We start from the raw sequence: 20,892 nt of genomic DNA, 5'->3' as shown, positions 1-20,892 counted from the left end.
TAGTGTCATTTTTACTTCTGCACTATTTTTTAGTGTTAAATATATTCAAACACCAAAATAAAGGTATTGAGTATGGCACAGGCAGTAACTTTCACCGCACCTCAAGAACAACAGCCTAGTGTTTGGCATACGTTAGAGATTGCCGATGCGATCGCCCAATTACAAACTGATGTCGAATATGGCTTGAGTAGTGCAGTAGTCAAGCAGCGACTATCCGAGATCGGGGCAAATGAACTGACAGGCAAGAAAGGCAAAGCTTGGTGGTTAAAATTTTTACTGCAATTTAACCAACCACTACTGATTATTTTGCTGTGTGCAGGTTTAGTCAAAGCCTTAACTGGCAGCTTGGTGAATGCTGGTGTGATTTGGGGTGTGACTACTACCAACGCCATCATTGGGTTTGTGCAAGAATCAAAAGCCGAAGGTGCGATCGCGGCATTAGCCCAAGCCATTACCACAGAAGCGACAGTCCTCCGTGATGGTCAAAAAATCCGCATTCCTTCTAGAGAGTTAGTCCCAGGAGACCTTGTTTTACTGACTTCCGGTGATAAAGTCCCAGCAGATTTACGGTTAATTCAAGTTAAAAATTTACAAATTGATGAATCAGCGTTAACTGGTGAGTCTGTAGCAGTAGAAAAAAATATACAAACTATCAAGCCAGATACAGCCTTAGCCGAACGCAAAAACATGGCTTACGCAGGTGGCTTTGTTACCTTTGGGCAAGGTACTGGGATTGTAGTTGCTACGGGTAACAGCACTGAAACAGGGCGGATTTCCCAGTTAATGGAACAACACACAGATATTTCCACACCATTAACTAGGAAATTCAATAAATTCAGCCAAAATTGGCTGTATATGGTATTAGGTTTAGCAACCCTCTGCTTCGTCGTCGGATTAAGCTTTCGCGGTTTTCAAGAAGCTTTAGAAGCAGCTGTCGCTTTAACAGTCAGTGCCATCCCGGAAGGATTACCAGCAGTAGTTACAGTCACCTTAGCCATAGGTGTTTCCCGGATGGCTAGGCGCAACGCAATTATTCGTAAATTACCAGCCGTTGAAACTTTAGGGAGTGCAACTGTAATTTGTTCCGATAAAACTGGAACTTTGACAGAAAACCAGATGACAGTACAAGCAATTTACGCTGGAGGACATCAATATACTGTCAGTGGCATAGGTTACGCACCAGATGGGGAAATCTTAATTGATGACAAACCCGTGAACCTCAATAGCGATAAAGGTTTACAAGAATGCTTAATTGCCGGCTTGTTGTGTAACGACTCTCATTTAGAAAAGAAAAATGGCAAGTGGGGAGTCATGGGAGATCCCACAGAAGGAGCGTTGATTACATCAGCCCACAAAGGCGGTTTTAATCAGTCAATCTTCGCCCAAGAAATGGCCAGACTAGATGCAATTCCCTTTGAATCAGACTTTCAATACATGGCGACTCTGCACGTCACACCTCAAGGTAAAACTATTTATGTTAAGGGTTCCGTAGAAGCAATACTCCAACGCTGCACCTTGATGTTAAATACTGAGGGACAACTCCGCCCCTTGGATTGTGTAGAAACATTACGACAAACCAGCATCGAGCGCGAAGTTAATATTATGGCGCGGCAAGGCTTACGGGTTTTAGCTTTGGCAAAAAAGGCAGTCCCCGACGAGCAGAATACAGTTGATCATCCAGATATTGAGACTGGGTTAACTTTCATCGGCTTGCAAGGAATGATTGATCCACCGCGTGAAAGTGCCATTAAGGCAGTACAAGCCTGTCAAGAAGCCGGGATTCAGGTAAAAATGATTACTGGTGATCATGCAATCACAGCCCAAGCGATCGCTCGTCGGATGGGCATTAATAAAAATGGCTCTGTTCTGGCTTTCACCGGGACAGAACTCGCAAAAATGGATCAAGCCGAACTCGCCCAAGTTGCCGAAGAAGGTGTAGTTTTTGCCCGTGTCGCCCCAGAACAAAAACTGCGTTTAGTCGAAGCCTTGCAATCAAAAGGCGAAATTGTCGCTATGACAGGAGATGGTGTCAACGATGCTCCAGCCTTAAAACAAGCAGATATTGGGATTGCGATGGGTGGTGCTGGTACAGAAGTCGCCAAAGAAGCCGCAGATATGCTACTTACCGATGATAATTTCGCCTCCATTGAAGCGGCAGTAGAAGAAGGAAGAGCCGTTTATAAAAATCTACTCAAAGCAATTTGCTTTATCTTGCCTGTTAATGGCGGGGAATCAATGACAATTTTAATTAGCACATTACTAGCCAGAGATTTGCCAATTTTATCCTTACAAGTTCTTTGGCTCAATATGCTCAATTCCATCACGATGACGGTTCCCTTAGCCTTTGAGCCAAAAGCCCAAAGTGTTATGCAGCAAGCGCCCCGCCATCCTAATGAACCTCTACTTTCTGGCAGCAGGTTAAAACGAATTTTGGCAATTTCTTTGTTTAATTGGATTGTGATATTTGGGGTATTTGAATATATCCGCCAAACCACAGGCAATATAGATTTAGCGAGAACAATGGCAATTAACTCTCTAATTGCTGGACGCATATTTTATTTATTGAGTATCAGCCAATTAATTCCCAACTTGATTGCCAAAATGGACGGCACAATCAAAGAAAACGTTGATATCCCTGCCATTGGATTAGGAATTGTAGGCGCAATTATTTTGCAAATTGCCTTTGCTCATGTGCCGTTAATTAATGAAGTGTTTGAAACAGCACCTTTGGACTTGTCACAGTGGTTGTTTTGTTTAGCGGTAGGTTCACCTATGATTTTGTGGGCTACGGTAGTGAATCGCTTTGATCCACCAAATTAAATGTAGTATTTTCTGGTTGACTAAGTTAGAGTAACAGCAATGTCTGATTAACCCTTGCAATCATTTATCAACATGGCTTTCTAACTCAACTAGCGGAGTTTTGTGTGGCTACCTTAAAAACCTTGGAACCTGGCGATGAAGCATTGCTCGAAAACTTTTTGTTGCAACACGCCGATACTTCAATGTTTTTGCGCTCAAATTGGCGTGAAGCAGGGTTACTCGACCAAGGTGCAAGGTTTCAGGGAACATACATAGCCGCGATCGCTAATGAAATTATAGTTGCAGTCGCCGCACATTATTGGAATGGGATGCTCATAGTTCAAGCACCAGCGCATCTGGCGGAAGTGGTACAAGCAGTAGTCAACCAGTCCCATCGCCAGATTTCGGGAATTGCCGGCCCTACAGTGCAAGTTACAGCCACTAAGCAAGTTTTGGGACTAGTTGAACAACCAACTCAACTTGATGACAGTGAAATATTGTTGTCTTTAGCCTTGCCAAATTTACAAGTACCTCCAGCTTTAGCATCAGGAGAAGTTGAATGTCGCTTGCCTTACCCAGAAGAATTTGACTTACTTAGCCATTGGTGTGCTGACTACAATATAGAAGCCTTGGGACACCCCCACACCCCTGATTTAGTCGTGAATTGTCGCCGTGAGTTAGAAGCACGCCAAGCCAGGGCGAGACATTGGATTTTAGTCGCCCAAGATATGCCCATCGCTTATACAACTTTTAATGCTTGGCTACCTGATATTGTGCAGATTGGTGGCGTATGGACACCACCAGCTTTAAGGGGTAGAGGTTACGCCAAATGTGTAGTAGCTGGCTCATTATTAGAAGCGCGATCGCACGGAGTTGAACGTGCTATCTTATTCACCAATCGAGAAAATTATCCAGCCCTAGCAGCATACCAGGCGATTGGCTTTCGTCCCACTGGCGAAGAATTTGGTTTGGTGATGTTTCAGTCAACATAAACATGACTGGTTGTCAGCGTTGAATTTTCTAGTTCCAGAATTAAATACAATAGAAATTGTCGCAATTGAAACCATAATTGCCACCAGCCGCAGACAGCCATTCCCAATCCAAAATCTCAAATCCCAAATCCAAAATTCTTATGAGAGCTACAAGCCCAATTGTTGCATCTGAGCAACTGGCAACTCAGCAACTCTCAACCGTCAGGCGATTTTTACAATACCTGCGACCATATCGCAAAGAAATTCCCATTGCCTTGACATTAGTACTAATTGGTGCATCAACTCAGGCGATCGCACCTTTTTTACTTGGTTGGTCAGTTGACCATCTAATTGCCCAAGGTAATTTATCTGGGTTGTTGCTGCTGTTAGGACTATTAGCATTACTCTACGTACTTGGTATTTCGGCAACCCGTGGTCAAATTGTGCGTGTCGGCTGGATTATGCAGCGATTATTGGCACAACTGCGCCAAGATATCTTTCTGAAAATTCAGAGTTTGCCACTCAGCTTTTTTGACCGCAGTGAAGCAGGCGATTTGATGAGTCGCTTACTAAATGATGTCAATACCGTCAATCAAGCATTCGGACAAACCGTTGCCCAAATGTTGGGTAACGTTTTTAGTTTGGTTGGAATTGTCATTGCGATGTTGGCTATTAATTTACAACTCGGTTTATTGAGTAACCTAGTTGTACCACTGATGATTTTTACCACCAGCTTATTTGCTCGTTGGGCAAGAACTAAATTCCGCGTCACCCGGCAAACCATTGGCGACCTCTCAGCCAAATTAGAAGAAGATATTAGTAGTGTGCGTGAAGCCCAAGCATTTAACCGCGTACACATCAACATTCAAGAATTTGACCTGCTCAACGCAGCTAACCGGGATGCCAATGTCGAGGCGGTGGCGATTACTGCGGCTTTTTTACCTTCAATTGATTTTCTCAACACCCTCGCCACCGCAGGCGTACTCGCATTCGGTGGTTATCTCGCCGTTACTGGAGCCGCAACCGTGGGTGTGGTGACATCATTTTTACTCTACGTCCAACAATTTTTCCGCCCGATTCAAATTCTCAGTCAGTTTTACACCCAAGCCCAATCAGCTTTTGCTGGACTAGAGCGGATTTTCCTGCTGTTAGATGAACCAGCCCAACTCAAAGATGCGCCGGATGCCCAAGAAATGCCAGCAATTCAAGGTGAGGTGAGATTTGAGAATGTCACCTTTGGCTATAATCCAGAGCAACTGGTTCTCAAAGGCGTGAACTTACACGCTAGTCCTGGACAAATGATTGCCTTAGTCGGGTCAACAGGTTCAGGTAAAACGACAATCATTAACCTAATATTGCGTTTTTATGATGTCTCTGGCGGGGCAGTCAAAATAGATGACATTGATGTGCGGCGTGTCACCCAAGCCAGTTTGCGCCGTCAGATTGGGATTGTTTTGCAAGATAATATTTTGTTCAGTGGCACTGTCGCCGAAAATATTGCCTTTGGCGCTCCTTACGCCAGCCAAGCCGAAATTGAAAGTGCGGCTCAATTGGCAAATGTCCATGAGTTTATTACTTCCTTACCACAAGGTTACGCCACCAAACTAGGTGAACGAGGTGCGCCCCTCAGTCAAGGACAGCGACAACTTATTAGTATTGCCCGTGCGGTGTTGATTAATCCCCGAATTTTGATTTTAGATGAAGCAACTAGCAGTATTGATACTCGTACAGAAGCATTAGTGCAGAGTGCGATCGCACGGTTGTTACAAGGTCGTACCAGCTTTGTCATTGCTCACCGCCTCAGCACCGTCACCCAAGCAGATCAAGTCTTAGTCATTCAACAAGGGCAAATAGTCGAACAAGGCACTCACACACAACTGATAAAACAACAAGGAGTCTATGCAAATCTTTATAGCCTCCAACTAGGGGCAAATAATTCATAGGCATCATCTCAAACCTATAAATGGTATATCTGGAAATTGTTGCTCAAATTTAATTATGTCTGTTCAAGTCTACGGCATACCCAACTGTGGTACTTGCAAAAAAGCTCTAACTTGGCTGCAAAACAACCAAATTGACTATGAGTTTATCAACACCAAAGAAAATCCGCCCACCCGTGAGCAAATCGAAAATTGGGTAAAGTCCCTGGGTTCTGCTGTGATGCGAAATACCTCCGGGCAATCTTACCGCGCTTTAGGCGAACAAAAAAAGACTTGGAGTGAACAACAATGGATAGACGCATTCACACTTGATGCGATGTTACTCAAACGTCCATTGTTTGTTAAAGATGGAACAGCCGTATTGACTGGTTTCAAAAATGAGACATTAGTACGAGAAAAATTAAAATAGTTCCCAGAGGAAACTCCAGCCCAAACAGGCAAATGTTCGGTATTTCGATTTCCCAGACAATAATCTTGACTGGAGACTGTGACATTTTCATGTGTGGTTGTGAAATTTTTTCATTGGACTGCCTTCTGCCTTCTTCAATTAAAATTGCTGAGGTGGAAGTTTGAGCGTGACAACTTCTTTGATTCACAATGATTGATCAACCACAAACAGCAACAGCTTGGCAGGGAAAACTAAACTTAGTATATGAGAATCGCCAAAATTCGACCCAGCTAATTTATAACCATCATCAAGCACCCCTCAAAGTGCAACGTCCGTTTTACCCAGAAGGTGAAAAAGTCTGTCATAGTGTGATTTTACATACAGCCGGGGGTGTGGTGGGAGGCGATCGCTTATCATCTTATTTTCACCTTAAACCCGATACCCAAGCTTTAATCACCACCGCCGCAGCCAGTAAAATCTATCGCAGTAATGGTTTACAAGCCAGACAAACTCTAGATATTCAAATTGATGCAGGCGCTTGTTTAGAATTGTTACCCCAAGAAACAATTTTGTTTAACGGCGCAGATTATCGCCAAGATTTACAGGTAGAATTAGCACCCGGAGCGAGTTTTTTAAGCTGGGAAATTACGCGCTTTGGTCGCAGTGCTAGAGGCGAGAAATTCTTACAAGGAAAATGGCGATCGCACACTGAAATTTGGCAGCAAGGTGTTCCATTATGGATAGACCGTCAATTTTTACCAGGGAACCCCGAAATTTTTCACAGTCCATCTGGTTTATTTGGACAACCCATCGTCGGTAGCTTGCTTTGGCTTGGTCATCCAGTCTCCACAGAAATTGTCAAACAAGCACGTTCTCTCTTTACCCACCACTCCTCACTCCCCACTCCCCACTCCCCACTCCCCACTCCTCACTCAGCACTCAGCACTCAGCACTCAGCACTCAGCACTCAGCACTTAATAGGAGTGACACAACTAGAACATGGACTTTTGTGTAGATATCGCGGCGCTTCCACATCTGAGGTGCGAAACTGGTTTACAGCTGTTTGGCACATACTACGAACATCTTTTTTAAGTCGTGGTATATGTATACCGAGAGTTTGGCAGATTTAAACAAACGATAAAGGATGCAAAGATGCAACTTACGCCGCAGGAAAAAGATAAATTATTAATTTTTACTGCTGCTTTATTAGCGGAAAGACGCAAAGAAAGAGGCTTGAAATTAAATTATCCTGAAGCAGTGGCTTATATATCTGCTGCAATTTTAGAAGGCGCAAGAGATGGACAAACTGTTGCGGAATTGATGAGTTACGGCACAACTTTATTAAGCCAATATGATGTCATGGAAGGTGTCGCAGAAATGGTACATGAAGTCCAGGTAGAAGCCACTTTTCCAGATGGCACAAAGTTAGTGACAGTACATAATCCAATTCGTTAAATTTATTTTAGAAAATTACTATGATACCTGGAGAAATTATCACAGCAGCAGGGGAACTAGAACTAAATGCAGGTCGTCCGACTGTAAAATTGCCAGTGGCAAATACAGGCGATCGCCCTATCCAAGTAGGTTCACATTTTCATTTTTATGAAGTCAATTCTGCATTAATTTTTGATAGAGAACAAGCCAAAGGAATGCGCCTTGATATTCCGGCTGGTACAGCAGTACGCTTTGAGCCAGGGGATGAAAAGGAAGTCACTTTAATACCCTTTACTGGTAGCCGGCAAGTTTACGGTTTTAATGCTAAGGTAAATGGCCAATTATAGTTAAGGCTTTCATGCCTTAATACCAAATACATAAAGGCAGGGTCAGATGTTTTTAAAAGATTTACGCGGGTTAAATCTAGAATTTTTAAACACATTAAAAGGTGCAATTACTCTATTTATAGATCCTGGTCGTGCTGATGCAACTCCAGATATTGAAGATGGAATGATTAACATCAAAGCGACTAAATTAGCAATTGAATATATCAAATCAAAACCAGAAGTAGCACAAATTATTCAAGAACGTTATATTGCACCACCTCCAGATATGGAAGCGATCGGCAAATGTCCTGAAGGTTCACTAGGATATGCTTTTGCCAAATATATAAAAGATACAGGCTTTGATCCCAATTACTATCGGGGTTTAAAAATCACAGATGACACCAGCTATATCTTGCATCGCCTCAGACAAACTCATGATATTTGGCATGTAGTTACAGGATTAAGCTTTGATGTCAATGGTGAATTAGGATTACAAGCATTTTGTTTAGCTCAAATTCGTATCCCCTTACCGATCATTCTCTTAGCAGGGGGATTAATGAGAACATTAATTAATGCACCAGAACAAATGGATCATTTATTAACACAAATTGCTATAGGCTATCGTATGGGAGCCAAAGCTAAACCCCTCATAGCCCAAAAATGGGAAGAAGGTTGGGATAAACCCCTATCTCAATGGCGCAGCGAATTAGGAATTGAACCCACCTCAGTTTATATACCCTAAAACTCAAATCTGCCTTCAGTAGCTGGAGTGTTTCAGATGGGAATAAAAAATAATTATCAGGATTAGTTATGAGTTACAGAATGTCTCGCCGCGCCTACGCAGAAACCTATGGGCCGACTGTAGGCGATCGCATCCGTCTGGCTGATACAGAATTGTTTATCGAAGTTGAACAAGACTTTACTACCTACGGTGATGAAGTGAAGTTTGGCGGTGGTAAAGTGATTCGTGATGGGATGGGACAATCGCCGATTTCTAACGCCGATGGTGCTGTCGATTTAGTCATTACCAATGCGTTAATCCTTGATTGGTGGGGAGTTGTCAAAGCAGACATCGGCATTAAAGATGGCAAGATATTTAAAATTGGGAAAGCGGGTAATCCTTATATTCAAGACAACGTAGATATTATTATTGGCCCTGGAACTGAAGCCTTAGCTGGAGAGGGAATGATTCTCACGGCGGGCGGAATTGATAGCCATATACATTTTATTTGTCCTCAACAAATTGAAGTGGCGATCGCCTCTGGAATCACAACCATGATTGGCGGTGGAACTGGCCCCGCCACCGGAACCAACGCCACCACCTGCACCCCCGGCCCTTGGAACATTTACCGGATGTTACAAGCTGCTGATGCTTTTCCGATGAACTTGGGATTTTTAGGTAAAGGTAACGCCAGTCAACCCCAAGCATTAGCAGAACAAGTACAAGCTGGTGCAATGGGTTTAAAACTGCATGAAGACTGGGGAACAACTCCCGCCACCATTGATACTTGTCTGAGTGTGGCTGATGAATATGATGTGCAGGTCGCCATCCACACCGACACCCTCAACGAAGCCGGGTTTGTGGAAGATACCATCGCCGCCTTTAAAAACCGCGCCATTCATACCTACCACACCGAAGGCGCAGGTGGCGGACATGCACCCGATATTATCAAAGTCTGCGGTCAAGCAAATGTTCTCCCCTCTTCGACAAATCCCACCCGTCCCTACACTCTCAATACCTTAGATGAACACCTAGATATGTTGATGGTGTGTCATCACCTCGACCCCAGCATTGCCGAAGATGTGGCTTTTGCGGAGTCGCGCATTCGCCGAGAAACCATCGCCGCCGAAGATATTTTGCATGACTTAGGGGCGTTTAGTATGATTTCTTCTGACTCCCAAGCAATGGGGAGAGTAGGGGAAGTAATAATTCGTACTTGGCAAACTGCCCATAAAATGAAGGTACAACGGGGAAGTTTAGAGGGAGATAACCAAGCAGATAATTTACGCGCCAAAAGATACGTAGCAAAATACACTATTAACCCAGCCATTACACATGGAATTGCTGATTATGTCGGTTCTGTAGAAGCCGGAAAAATTGCAGACTTATGCTTGTGGCGACCTGCATTTTTTGGTGTCAAGCCAGAGATAGTGATTAAAGGTGGAATGATAGCTTGGGCGCAAATGGGTGATGCTAACGCCAGTATTCCCACACCCCAACCCGTTCATATACAACCAATGTTTGGCAGTTTTGCGGGTGCGAGGAATGCAACATCTTTCACCTTTGTTTCCCAAGCAGCTTTAGAAAGAGAAATTCCCCATCAGTTGGGATTACAAAAATCAACTGTGGCGGTGACTGGAACTCGCCAATTAAGTAAAGGTGACTTGAAGCTAAATGACGCATTACCACACATTGAAGTAGACCCAGAAACTTACGAAGTCAGGGCTGATGGCGAATTGCTGACTTGTGAACCTGCAACAGTTTTACCAATGGCGCAGCGTTACTTTTTGTTTTGAGTTGCCAAAATTATAAGAGAGAGTGCGATCGCCTAGCACTCTCTCTTATAAAGAAATTTCCCTAACCAAGTTTTGTATTTTTACTTGGAAGGAGATGTCGAACCTGGTTGAACACCACTATCAGGAGTTGTAGATTCTGGTGCAGGAGTTACACTACCAGGAGTGCTGGAATCTGGGGCTGGTGTAATTTGATTAGGAGTTGTAGATTCTGGTGCAGGAGTTACACTGCCAGGAGTTGTAGATTCTGGTGTAGTAGTGCTACCGGGGGTTGTAGAATCTGGGGCTGGTGTAATTTGATTAGGAGTTGTGGAATCTGGTGCAGGAGTTGTAGATTCTGGTGTGCTGCTACCAGGTGCGGGAATTGTATTGGTAGGATTTGTGGAATCTGGTGCAGTTGTACTGCCAGGAGTTGTAGGTTCAGCAGGTACTGTTGTGCTGTTAGGTGTTGACTCAGGTGTGGTTGTTGTACTGTCTGGGCTGGTTGTGGTGCTAGAAGGCTGTGTTTCGGGTACGGTGGTAGTACCAGAAGAACTTGGGGTAAGTGGTTGACCGTTGGGACAACGGGAATTTAAGGGGAAACGTTCACACAGAATTTTTAAACCTTCTGGTGACAATTGAATTTCCGTTGGTGAACTAGTGGATGGGCTACTGGACTGAGCAATTGGGGATTTACTGGATTGAGCAACTGCAACGTTAGCACTCAAAGCCAAAGTCAAAGCTGTACCAATCAACGACAGAGATTTTCCCTTCATTATGAACTTAACCTCAACGGAAACAGAACACTCGCCCCATTAAACCAAACAATTAAATTTAGAAAATCATCCTAAAAGCTGATGTTTATTTTTGCTGAAAAATTTAGTCATCTCTGCGGAAATATAAGAGTTTCAATAATTTTACTGAAGTAAATTCGTTGTTAAAAATACAAACAATTTTAATAAATTTTTTACGCAGAGGATAATTAATTCCAGATAGTATCAGAGATACATAGATAAAAATCAGAAATTTATCAATGTAAACCTAATAACTTACTCTCATACAACATCTAGATACATAAATATTTTTCCAGTAACTATTAAAATTCTTTATGCGACGAGACTCGATATTTTATAAACTATTTCAACAATTCCCACCTTTGTTATTTGAGCTACTGCAACATCCTCCCAATAATGCTCAAAGTTATCGGTTTGATTCCGTGGCTATTAAAGAACCTAGATTTGAAATCGATGGCGTTGTCTTGAAAAGTTTTGTGGAAGGAAACCTTCCCCACAAACTTTTCGCTTTCTCCCACCAGAATCTGAAGGCGCAGGAATTGTGTATTTCTGTGAGGTGCAGTTTCAAAGAGATGAACATCTGTATAAAAGAGTTTTTGCCGAATCATCGTTATATTTTTACCGTAATAGTACCCGATTTATTGATTGGCAAGCAGTGATAATTTATCCATCACGCAATATTGAGCAAACAAATACTCATCCCCATCGCTCATTGTTGAACGGTGAACAAGTGCATCGGGTGTATTTAGATGAATTAGGAGATATTCGCTCTTTACCTATGTGGGTAGCACTGATGGTTTTAACTACCTTAGAAGAAGAACAAGCACCCGTAGAAGCACGATATTTGTTAACTAAAGCAAGTCAAGAAACTTCATCGCCATCAAGTCGCGCGATAATAGAAATGATTACAACGATCGCGCTGAATATTCTCTTCATTTGACTCAGCCAGTTTGATTTTTATACAATCCCATACAGGTCAAAGACTTCTGTCACGTTGCTATTAAATTTAATACAAAGTTTCGATGCTTAGTGAAATTTAAATTATAAATATCCCCCTAATTCACCCTTTTGAAGAGGAACTTTGATTGTACTTCCTCTATTTTCAAGGGGTATAGGGGGATCGAAACCTTCACTAACTGTATTGCCTCATAACTCACATCTTGCACTTTCGTGAGAGTGGCTATTGTTCTTTAATGATGATTAGAGGTGTAATAAACCTTTCCACCAGTGTCAGGGACAAAATGGCAGCTAACACAAGAACGCCATAAAGCCTTCCAAATTGGTTCTTCAGACTTGCGGTAATATTCACCCATTACAGGTTTGATGGCTTCAGTAGCCTTCAACAAGTTGTAGTGAGGAATATTCAAGAAGATGTGATGGGCAACGTGAGTACCGATATCGTGATGGATATGATTAACCAAACCGTAATTGCGATCGATACTCGAAATTGCACCTTTGAGGAAAGTCCAATCATCACCACGATACCAAGGAATATCAGGTTCAGTGTGATGTAAAAATGTTACCAAATCTAACCAAATCACAAACACGATGTAGGGCATAGCGTAGTATTTAAACAACCACATCCAACCCCATTGATAGGTGAGTACCCCTAACAAACCTACCATCCCAATCCAGAGTGCAGTGCTAGTAATAATGTCCCATTTTTCTGAGGGCTTGAAAAGTGAGCTACTTGGTGAAAAGTGCGAACCTTCTTTGTTGGGAGAACGCTTAAATAAATAGACTGGATAAGCCAATAAAAATAAATAATATCGACCTATTTTCTGTGCCAAAGGCATTTCTTTATACTGTGATTCACTCACAGGATACCAGCTTTCATCATTATCAATATTACCAGTATTTTTATGATGTGTCCTATGGCTGATGCGCCAGCCGTGATAAGGCACTAGTATAGGAGTATGAGATAAATGCCCAATTAAGTCATTGAGCCATTTATGCTTGGAAAAAGATTGATGTCCGCAGTCATGACCAACAACAAATAAAGCCCAAAACATTGTGCCTTGCATTAACCAGAAAAAAGGCCAAAAATACCAAGAATCAAGATAATGCGCCACTGCATAAAGTGAACCAATAATCAGAATGTCACGAAAGAAATAAAACAGTGATTTACTGACGTTGGGTTGAAAACATTCATCTGGGATAGCAGCTTTTAAATCTTGGAGAGTAAATGGCAGTTTAGTTGCATCCTCAGAAGCTTGATTTGCACGAGAACTGTCGAACGGGATAGTAGTTGATTGCACTTGGTTCTTTGATAAAAAATAAAGTCGAACTGTTTTAGAGGTTTTCCTTCCCCTTTGGGATACTTGCGATGCTGATATAGACGCAAGACAAAAATATCTGGCAATTCACTGAGCAATAACTAAAATTTATAGAGAATTGCCAGAAATCTTTAATGTGCAGACAAATAATCTCTTCGCTCTACTTTGAGGATCTGAGATTAATTCAGCGAGATTTTAGCTGAATTTTGGTTTACTTACCTGCGTAATATTCGTTAAAAGTTTGATAACCCTCATCAGTCACATAAAGTTGACATTGGTCTGTAATTTGTTTCATTAAAGACCAAGAAAACTTAAATTCATCATGCAAATAATTTCCCCAATTTTCTTTAATGCTGCTGTACGCTAGGCGTAAATTATAAGAGGGGATAGCAGTAGAAATGTGATGTGGGACGTGGACGTTAATATCGTGGCACAGGAACTCTACCCACCGGGGATAATCACAATGAATAGTCCCGAATAGCTGCGCCATTGCTTCATTCCATTTGCTGGCTTTGTCAAACGGCACATCAGAGAAAGTGTGGTGAACAATGGTGAAGGTACTCATCCAGAAATGGTATATCATCCAAGGTATAAACCAGAATTTGATAAATCCCCAAATCCCAGTTGTAGCAATGAGGGTAGGAAACACAACTGCTGCAAAAACCACAACTACAGCAACTGAAAGTTTAATACTTCCTTGGTCTTTAACTTTAAAGTTGCGCCAATCGAAATGCACAACCGCCCAATGTCCAATGGAACCTACCCACCACAGCCGCTTTTTCATGAATAATTTAAAAGCAGATTGACGAGTGTTACCCCAATTGGTAAAAACTTCTGGTCGGATGGGATGCCAAGCATTATCCTCATCTAACTTGTTGGTATGTTTGTGATGATGATTATGCTTGATTCGCCAACTGTGAAAAGGGTAGATCAGGGGCATCATAAATATATGCCCTACTAAATCATTTACCCACTTCTTTTTGGCAAATGAACGATGACCGCAGTCATGTCCAATTACAAAAAAACCTGTTAAAGCAGTCCCTGTAAAAATCCAGGCAAGAGGCAATAGAAACCAGGGAGAAATTGCCAAACTATAGTAGCCTAAACCCACCATCAAAACATTGAAGAAAACCTGTGTCCAAGCTTTACGTCTATTCTGCTGAAAACATTCTTTTGGCAAAGTTTTGATAATATCTTTGAGCCTTAGTTGGGAATTACTAAGGTCTTTATTTGTGGCTTGCGTCTTGATGATTGATGTAGTCATGAAAACCTAAAAAACAACAAACTCCTCCACCAAGTCACATCAAAGTAACTTGTAGTAAAAATCTTTGAATTAACGCTCTGGATTATAGCAACTTTAGCTACCCAAGCACAGAAGTAAGTAGCTTTTAGATAGAACTGACCAACAGTGTGTCATGGTAAAATCACCAATTTATCTATGAGGTCAATTCAACATCTAATAATCTAAAACCCAAAAATATTTGACTAATGGATATTAGAAATACCTTTGTCATTAATCATTGGCAAACCAATAACTAATGACAAATGATAAACGAATTACGACTTTTTGTCTGCAAGTTTTACATTTTTGGCTAGACCGAAGAGTTGCAAAAACTGAATTGTCATCCAGGTCATATCGATTTCCCACCATTCCAAACCGTGACGGGCTGAGTATTGAAAAGCATGGTGGTTATTGTGCCAACCTTCACCAAAAACTAGTAGGGCTACCCACCAGCAGTTAGTTGAGTTATCGCCAGATTCATGGCTGCGATAGCCAAATTTATGGGTAGCACTGTTCACTAACCAGGTGCAATGATAAACCCAGACAATGCGAACAAAAATTCCCCAGATGACAAATGGCCAACCGCCTAGAAACAACAAGAGAAAACCTAGAGCAAATTGGATGAGAATAAAATATTTTTCTAAAAACTGATAAACTGGGTCTTCGGCAATATCTTTGGTAAAGCGAGGAACATCAGCATGAGCAGGGCATTTGTGAATTAGCCAACCCATGTGGCTCCACCAAAAGCCTTTATTGGAATCATGGGGATCTGGGTCAGTATCGGAATATAAATGATGAATGCGGTGTGTCCCTACCCATTCTATTGGCCCTCCTTGACAGGCTAATGTCCCGAAGAATACCAAGAGATATTCCAACCATTTGGGCGTTTGGAAACTGCGGTGAGTAACAAGGCGGTGAAAACCTAGGGTGATTCCTAAACCACCTGTTATCCAGTAAAGTAATAAACCCACACCAACTGCCGTCCAGCTAAAGTTGCTAGGAACAAGGGCAAATAACGCGCCGATGTGTAGACCAACGAAAAATAGGGTATTCACCCAATTGATTTGAGGTTTAGTTGAAGTAGCAATTGTCATGCAGTAACCTGTGTTGAAATTGTTCAGCCTAATCTGCGCGATCGCACAATCCGCACATTTATAATTTTTTATTTAATGAGGAAATAATGAACAGCTTGGAACAGATGCGGCAAGCAGAACAGGCACTGTTAGAGATTTTTTCTGGAATTGACGCTCAGGTCAAGCATAATCTAAAAAGAGTCCTGGATGCCTTTCGTAATCAGCGCGTAGGAGCGCACCACTTTGCCAGTGTGAGTGGTTACGGTCATGATGATTTAGGACGAGAAACTTTAGATAAAGTTTTTGCGGAAGTAATGGGTGCAGAGGCCGCAGCCGTGCGAGTGCAGTTTGTATCGGGAACTCACGCGATCGCTTGCGCCCTTTATGGTGTACTCCGTCCTGGTGATGAAATGTTAGCAGTGGTCGGCTCTCCCTACGATACGCTTGAAGAAGTGATTGGGTTACGGGGTGAAGGCCAAGGCTCCCTTATAGAGTTTGGCATAAAATACCGCCAATTGGAGCTAACTTTAGGAGGAACTATCGATTGGCAAGCTTTAAGTAATAGCGTTAATCATAACACTCGTTTAGTTTTAATTCAGCGTTCTTGCGGCTATTCTTGGCGGCCTAGCTTATCAATTGCGGATATCGCCAAGATTGTGCATATCGTCAAACAGCAAAATCCTGATACTGTTTGCTTTGTGGATAACTGCTACGGCGAATTTATCGAAACCCAAGAACCCACCCAAGTTGGTGCGGATTTAATGGCGGGTTCCTTAATTAAAAATCCTGGTGGGACAATTGTTACCGCAGGCGGTTACGTAGCTGGTCGGGCTGATTTGGTAGAAGCTGCCGCCTGTCGCCTCACAGCCCCCGGTATCGGTAGTTATGGTGGTGCTACTTTTGACCAAAATCGCTTGTTATTCCAAGGCTTATTTTTATCACCGCAGATGGTAGGTGAGGCGATGAAGGGAACTTTCTTGACTGGTTATGTTTTTGACAAACTTGGTTATCCGGTGAATCCTGCGCCCCTTGCACCGCGTGGAGATGTGATTCAGGCGATTAAACTGGGTTCAGCGAAAAAATTAATCGCTTTTTGTAAGGCGGTGCAGCAAAATTCCCCCGTGGGTTCTTATCTTGACCCCATACCTGATGCTATGCCGGGATATGAGAGTAAAGTTGTGATGGCTGGGGGAACATTTATTGAGGGGAGTACCTTGGAATTTTCGGCGGATGGGCCGTTGCGGGAGCCTTATATAGTTTATTGCCAAGGGGGGACTCATTGGACTCATGTAGCGATCGCATTAGAAGCGGCAATTGAAGCAGTTGGGAGTGCTTGAAGTTACATGAGTTAGGATTGTCTCACGCAGAGACGCGGAGGCGCAGAGAGTTAATGATTGAGAATGAGATTACTGGTGCTGTGGTGAATGTTGCTTATAAGGTTCACACAACATTGGGGCCTGGGTTGCTGGAATCTGTTTATGAGTCGGTTATGGATTTTGAGTTACGGAGGCGAAAGTTAAAGGTTAGTAGACAGGTAGCAATTCCGGTGATTTATGAAGGTATGTATTTGGATGAAGGCTTCCGTGCTGATTTGATAGTCGAGGATCGGGTGATTGTTGAACTCAAATCGGTAGAAGCGGTTCATCCAGTACACAAAAAGCAACTACTTACTTACCTCCGCCTTGCTGATAAACGAGTCGGATTACTCATCAACTTCAACGTCACACTCATCAAAGATGGAATATCCCGCGTAGTTAATAACCTCTAAAAAACTCTCTGCGCCTCCGCGCCTCTGCGTGAAATATCACTCCGGTAATTTATACTCCCCAACAATCCGTTTAGCATACTCCGGCACATGCGCCTCTAACTTCTCAGGATGATTCCGCTTCACATACAAGTAATTTCTGGTAAAGTGCGAATCAATGGAGAACCGCGCATATTCCAAACCTTTGGGGCCGATTTTATCAATGACTACGCCCATCATTTTTGCTACCCACATCGGTAAGGTTACGCCTTTGTCATAAGCCGGAATCCCTTGTTGTACGGCTTCTTTACGGTTCCCTTGGGACATTACAGGTTGAGTGTCTATCTGGTCTTTTACCAAGTCCAGCATTTCTTTACCTGTATCATTTCTCACTAAAATCCACTGCCAGCCGAAGGGTGCGCCCATGTAACCAACGACTAAATCGGCTAGGGAGTTGACGTAATCAAAGCAACTCATACAAGAGGGGGCGAAGACATCTTTGAGTTGGTTGGTTTTTAAGCCAAAGAAGGGGACTTTCTCAATTGAGCCGTCTTCGTGTTTGAAGTGAATGCGGAAGTCTTGCATGAATTCGTAGTGTACTACTGTGTCAGGCGATCGGCTGGTGGTTTCTAAGAATTTTTTCAGTCCGGCGCGGGTGACGTTATCTACGCAGGGTGTACCTAAGACGTATAACTTTTCTAGACCGAGTTTCTTTTCTACTGCCCGGAGTGCTTGAATTTGGCAACCAACGCCAATGACTAATAGTCGCTTCATCCCGGATTTTTCTACTTCTTCCAAAATAGAAAGGTTGGGAGAGAGTGTTGGTTTATTTACCCGTGCCGCCAGTATTTCTTCTGGGGTGCGAGCAATCACAGGCATGGGTTGGAAGCGGTCTTCTTTGGTATTTTGAACGCAGACTACGCCTTCGACTAAGCCACGATTTAGCATTTCGATGGCAATACTGCTAACTATCCCCGTCCATTGTGCGCCTTCGATGGGCTGTTGTTTCCGGGCTGCCATCATTTCTTGATGCACGCCAAAGTAGAGTTCTTCGGGGTTGTCGAGATTCCGAGAACGGCTGTGGCTTTGGGTTTCCAGCGTGTCTATCTGCTGGGTGATAAACGCGCAGGCTTCCTTGACATAGTGAATATAGTATGTATCACACAGCCCACATTCGCTGCACAGTTCTTTGGCAGGGCGACGGCTACCGGGTTTTAAGGCTTTGGCTTTTGTATGCTTGCTAGAATCAACAGAGGTCATATAAAGTTTGTTTTATCCAGGAATCCTTTTACTACAATACCTTTACAGCTTGTGAACTTAAACTATAGAGGTGAAAAAATCTGATGACTGCGCCTCAATCAAAAGTTTTTACCAACTCGCGTCTTTACGACCAAGATTTTTATTTGTGGATAGAGACAACTGTTAAACAACTAAAAGAAGGCAGATTTTCTGATGTTGACTTAGAAAATCTTATTGAAGAGATTGAAAGTATGGGGAGAAGTGAAAAACGCGCACTTGAGAGTAATTTAGTTGTTTTATTAATGCACCTATTAAAATACAAATATCAGCCAGAAAAACGCTCTAATAGTTGGAAAGGAACTATCAGAGAACATCGCCGCAGATTGACAAGGACTTTTAAGGATAGTCCTAGTTTAAAATCATATTTTCAGGAAGTTTTTACTGATTGTTATCAAGATGCCAGAAAGCAAGCTAGTGATGAAACTGGTTTATCTATTGAGAATTTTCCCGTAGAATCTCCATTTACTACGGATGAATGTTTAGATGAAGATTTTTTACCGGATTAGTGGAGTCATTGTTGGGTTTCACTTCGTTCCACCCAACCTACATTTATTTTTCTCTAATAACTTATGAAGTCAGAAAAAGATTTCAAGCCTTAGCTTTGTATGTGCTTGCCTGATAAGTTATAACTGGATCAAAAATTCTGGGATTAATGATACAGAGGCGTTAAGGATATTTAGTAAATGAAAGATAAAAGTTTTTTACATAATGATGAATTTTATCAATTTCCTACTACGAAATTATTAGAAATACTCGAAAATGGTTTGTTGTTGGAGAGAGGACGTGCATTGTTTATTCTTGCGCGGCTTTCTGGTGACAATAAAGAACTTATTCCCATAGTTGTAAAGCAGATATACGATTCTAAAAACCGGACTGCTATAACAATTGGTACAGTTTCCATTTCTTGTTTAGGTATTGCTGGCTTATTAGAAGCAGATACTCACGATACAAGAGAGATTGTCAAAGTACTTCTCGAAACATGGACAGAACCAGACCGTAGCAATATTATTGATTTTTTAAAGTTACAGCACATTTTGGGTACATAATTACTCCAAAGTAACTAATAACAACTGAGAAGAATTTCTAATATCATTGATATGACTAAGTAGATAGACAGCATAATTTAGAAGACGCATTTCGACTTCTCCCCAAGGGAGACGCTACGCGAACGCTCAATGCTCATTATGCTGGCTAAAAGAGGGTTGAGCGGAGCCGAAACCCGTTAATCGCAAGTTAGGTTTAATTTAGTTCTTCTACTTATATCAATATTGAGATTAGGCAAAATGCCCAGATGCAGGGGATCGCTAACTTGAAAGAATCATTGGATTTGCACACAAGCGTATAAATATAATTAAGCTTATCAAAAGTTTCAAGCGCAACAGAAGTTTAGATGAAGTACGATCGCTCTTGCCCTTCAAAAATATTAATTATTTTTTACAATACTTAAAAGTGTGATAAAAAAGTTACTGTAATCCTTAAAAAATGTTGAAGATATTATGATTAATGTCAGCGAAGCTCTAGAACCTCTTGCGGCTTGGTTCCGTTCGTTGGGAATACCCCAACCGATTGTGGAATGGGGACATCCTGTGATGATGGGAATTGTTGTGTTAGTGATGGGTAGCTATGTTGGATGGACTGGCTGGCGCGGGAGGCTGGCGCAGGATAAAGATGAGTCTTTTAACAACCGGATGAGTCATCGTCTCCTAGCGCCTTGGATGTTTTTCTTTTTAGCTGCGGGTTATCCTGGTGGAGTTTTATCTTTAGTGATGCAGCATCACCCAATTTTTGAAAGTCCCCATTTTTGGACAGGTTCGCTTGTACTAATACTTTTATTAATTAATAGTTTACTTTCGTTAGGTGGCTTTGGTGGTGATAAACCTGCTTTACGTACTACTCATGCCTATTTAGGTAGCGGAATTTTGGGGCTATTGGTTATTCACGGTGTGTTGGGGTTAATTTAATCGGTTGAGATTGGGTATAGGTATTCAAAATCCTGACACTTTATACCTTAATTTTTCCCATCATTGCGCCAATTTTATTAGTTTAGATACACGAAGCCCGCAAATGCGGGCT

Annotated in this window: 19 protein-coding genes and 1 pseudogene; 15 read left to right on the top strand and 5 right to left on the bottom strand. The window is 42.2% G+C overall.

Annotation, left to right across the window (positions count from 1 at the left end; translation table 11 throughout):
• The first annotated feature begins 72 nt into the window (after positions 1–72).
• The 9 genes from H6G79_RS23865 (at position 73) to ureC (ending at position 10,375) form a co-directional block, all read left to right on the top strand.
• The gene (locus H6G79_RS23865) at positions 73–2,820 is read left to right on the top strand and encodes an HAD-IC family P-type ATPase (protein ID WP_190592397.1); all 2,748 of its coding nucleotides are present in this window, start codon (positions 73–75) and stop codon (positions 2,818–2,820) included.
• Positions 2,821–2,924: 104 nt separating this feature from the next.
• The gene (locus H6G79_RS23860) at positions 2,925–3,791 is read left to right on the top strand and encodes a GNAT family N-acetyltransferase (protein ID WP_190592398.1); all 867 of its coding nucleotides are present in this window, start codon (positions 2,925–2,927) and stop codon (positions 3,789–3,791) included.
• 140 nt (positions 3,792–3,931) lie between these two features.
• On the top strand, positions 3,932–5,713 hold the full coding sequence (locus tag H6G79_RS23855; protein WP_190592399.1) for an ABC transporter ATP-binding protein: 1,782 nt from the start codon (positions 3,932–3,934) through the stop codon (positions 5,711–5,713).
• Positions 5,714–5,768: 55 nt separating this feature from the next.
• Positions 5,769–6,119 carry a Spx/MgsR family RNA polymerase-binding regulatory protein gene (locus tag H6G79_RS23850; protein WP_190592400.1) on the top strand — a complete coding sequence of 117 codons (351 nt, stop codon included), beginning with the start codon at positions 5,769–5,771 and terminating at the stop codon, positions 6,117–6,119.
• A gap of 188 nt (positions 6,120–6,307) precedes the next feature.
• Positions 6,308–7,228 (top strand): urease accessory protein UreD, encoded by a 921-nt coding sequence (locus tag H6G79_RS23845; protein WP_190592401.1) that lies wholly within the window; start codon positions 6,308–6,310, stop codon positions 7,226–7,228.
• Positions 7,229–7,250: 22 nt separating this feature from the next.
• Entirely contained in the window at positions 7,251–7,553 is a 303-nt protein-coding gene (gene ureA, locus H6G79_RS23840; RefSeq protein WP_190592402.1) for an urease subunit gamma, read from the top strand.
• Between the two features lie 20 nt (positions 7,554–7,573).
• Positions 7,574–7,879 (top strand): urease subunit beta, encoded by a 306-nt coding sequence (locus H6G79_RS23835; protein WP_190592403.1) that lies wholly within the window; start codon positions 7,574–7,576, stop codon positions 7,877–7,879.
• Positions 7,880–7,925: 46 nt separating this feature from the next.
• Positions 7,926–8,600 (top strand): Coq4 family protein, encoded by a 675-nt coding sequence (locus H6G79_RS23830; protein ID WP_190592404.1) that lies wholly within the window; start codon positions 7,926–7,928, stop codon positions 8,598–8,600.
• Positions 8,601–8,668: 68 nt separating this feature from the next.
• A complete protein-coding gene (gene ureC / locus H6G79_RS23825) occupies positions 8,669–10,375 on the top strand; it encodes an urease subunit alpha (protein WP_190592405.1) in 1,707 nt (568 codons plus the stop codon).
• 80 nt (positions 10,376–10,455) lie between these two features.
• Here ureC and H6G79_RS23820 read toward each other — a convergent pair whose 3' ends face one another.
• Positions 10,456–11,127 carry a hypothetical protein gene (locus H6G79_RS23820; protein ID WP_190592406.1) on the bottom strand — a complete coding sequence of 224 codons (672 nt, stop codon included), beginning with the start codon at positions 11,125–11,127 and terminating at the stop codon, positions 10,456–10,458.
• Positions 11,128–11,459: 332 nt separating this feature from the next.
• On the opposite strand from H6G79_RS23820, the pseudogene H6G79_RS23815 reads away from it, so the two are divergent.
• A pseudogene (locus tag H6G79_RS23815) lies at positions 11,460–12,061 on the top strand (Rpn family recombination-promoting nuclease/putative transposase); the annotation flags it as partial.
• A gap of 274 nt (positions 12,062–12,335) precedes the next feature.
• Here H6G79_RS23815 and H6G79_RS23810 read toward each other — a convergent pair.
• The 3 genes from H6G79_RS23810 to H6G79_RS23800 all read right to left on the bottom strand — a co-directional run bounded on the left by H6G79_RS23810 (position 12,336) and on the right by H6G79_RS23800 (position 15,797).
• Positions 12,336–13,403: a fatty acid desaturase gene (locus H6G79_RS23810; RefSeq protein WP_190592407.1), complete on the bottom strand. Its 1,068-nt coding sequence runs from the start codon at positions 13,401–13,403 to the stop codon at positions 12,336–12,338.
• Between the two features lie 229 nt (positions 13,404–13,632).
• The gene (locus H6G79_RS23805; RefSeq protein ID WP_190592408.1) at positions 13,633–14,685 is read right to left on the bottom strand and encodes a fatty acid desaturase; all 1,053 of its coding nucleotides are present in this window, start codon (positions 14,683–14,685) and stop codon (positions 13,633–13,635) included.
• 293 nt (positions 14,686–14,978) lie between these two features.
• Positions 14,979–15,797: an acyl-CoA desaturase gene (locus H6G79_RS23800; protein WP_190592409.1), complete on the bottom strand. Its 819-nt coding sequence runs from the start codon at positions 15,795–15,797 to the stop codon at positions 14,979–14,981.
• Between the two features lie 86 nt (positions 15,798–15,883).
• Between H6G79_RS23800 and H6G79_RS23795 the strand changes: the two genes are divergently transcribed.
• Positions 15,884–17,113 carry a methionine gamma-lyase family protein gene (locus H6G79_RS23795; protein WP_190592410.1) on the top strand — a complete coding sequence of 410 codons (1,230 nt, stop codon included), beginning with the start codon at positions 15,884–15,886 and terminating at the stop codon, positions 17,111–17,113.
• A gap of 53 nt (positions 17,114–17,166) precedes the next feature.
• Positions 17,167–17,544 (top strand): GxxExxY protein, encoded by a 378-nt coding sequence (locus tag H6G79_RS23790; RefSeq protein WP_190592411.1) that lies wholly within the window; start codon positions 17,167–17,169, stop codon positions 17,542–17,544.
• Between the two features lie 36 nt (positions 17,545–17,580).
• Here H6G79_RS23790 and H6G79_RS23785 read toward each other — a convergent pair whose 3' ends face one another.
• Positions 17,581–18,780, bottom strand: a complete 1,200-nt coding sequence (locus H6G79_RS23785) for a Coenzyme F420 hydrogenase/dehydrogenase, beta subunit C-terminal domain (protein WP_190592412.1) — start codon at positions 18,778–18,780, stop codon at positions 17,581–17,583.
• Positions 18,781–18,863: 83 nt separating this feature from the next.
• On the opposite strand from H6G79_RS23785, the gene H6G79_RS23780 reads away from it, so the two are divergent.
• The 3 genes from H6G79_RS23780 to H6G79_RS23770 all read left to right on the top strand — a co-directional run bounded on the left by H6G79_RS23780 (position 18,864) and on the right by H6G79_RS23770 (position 20,780).
• A complete protein-coding gene (locus H6G79_RS23780; protein WP_190592413.1) occupies positions 18,864–19,325 on the top strand; it encodes a DUF29 domain-containing protein in 462 nt (153 codons plus the stop codon).
• Between the two features lie 177 nt (positions 19,326–19,502).
• Positions 19,503–19,865: a hypothetical protein gene (locus H6G79_RS23775; protein WP_190592414.1), complete on the top strand. Its 363-nt coding sequence runs from the start codon at positions 19,503–19,505 to the stop codon at positions 19,863–19,865.
• A 450-nt stretch (positions 19,866–20,315) separates the two neighbouring features.
• Positions 20,316–20,780 carry a DUF4079 domain-containing protein gene (locus tag H6G79_RS23770; RefSeq protein ID WP_190592415.1) on the top strand — a complete coding sequence of 155 codons (465 nt, stop codon included), beginning with the start codon at positions 20,316–20,318 and terminating at the stop codon, positions 20,778–20,780.
• Positions 20,781–20,892: the final 112 nt, after the last annotated feature.

The sequence above is a fragment of the Anabaena sp. FACHB-83 genome, from assembly GCF_014697485.1.
Classification (GTDB): domain Bacteria; phylum Cyanobacteriota; class Cyanobacteriia; order Cyanobacteriales; family Nostocaceae; genus Nostoc_B.
Note: the sequence above shows the minus strand (reverse complement) of the source record. Positions and strands in the feature narration are given on the sequence as shown.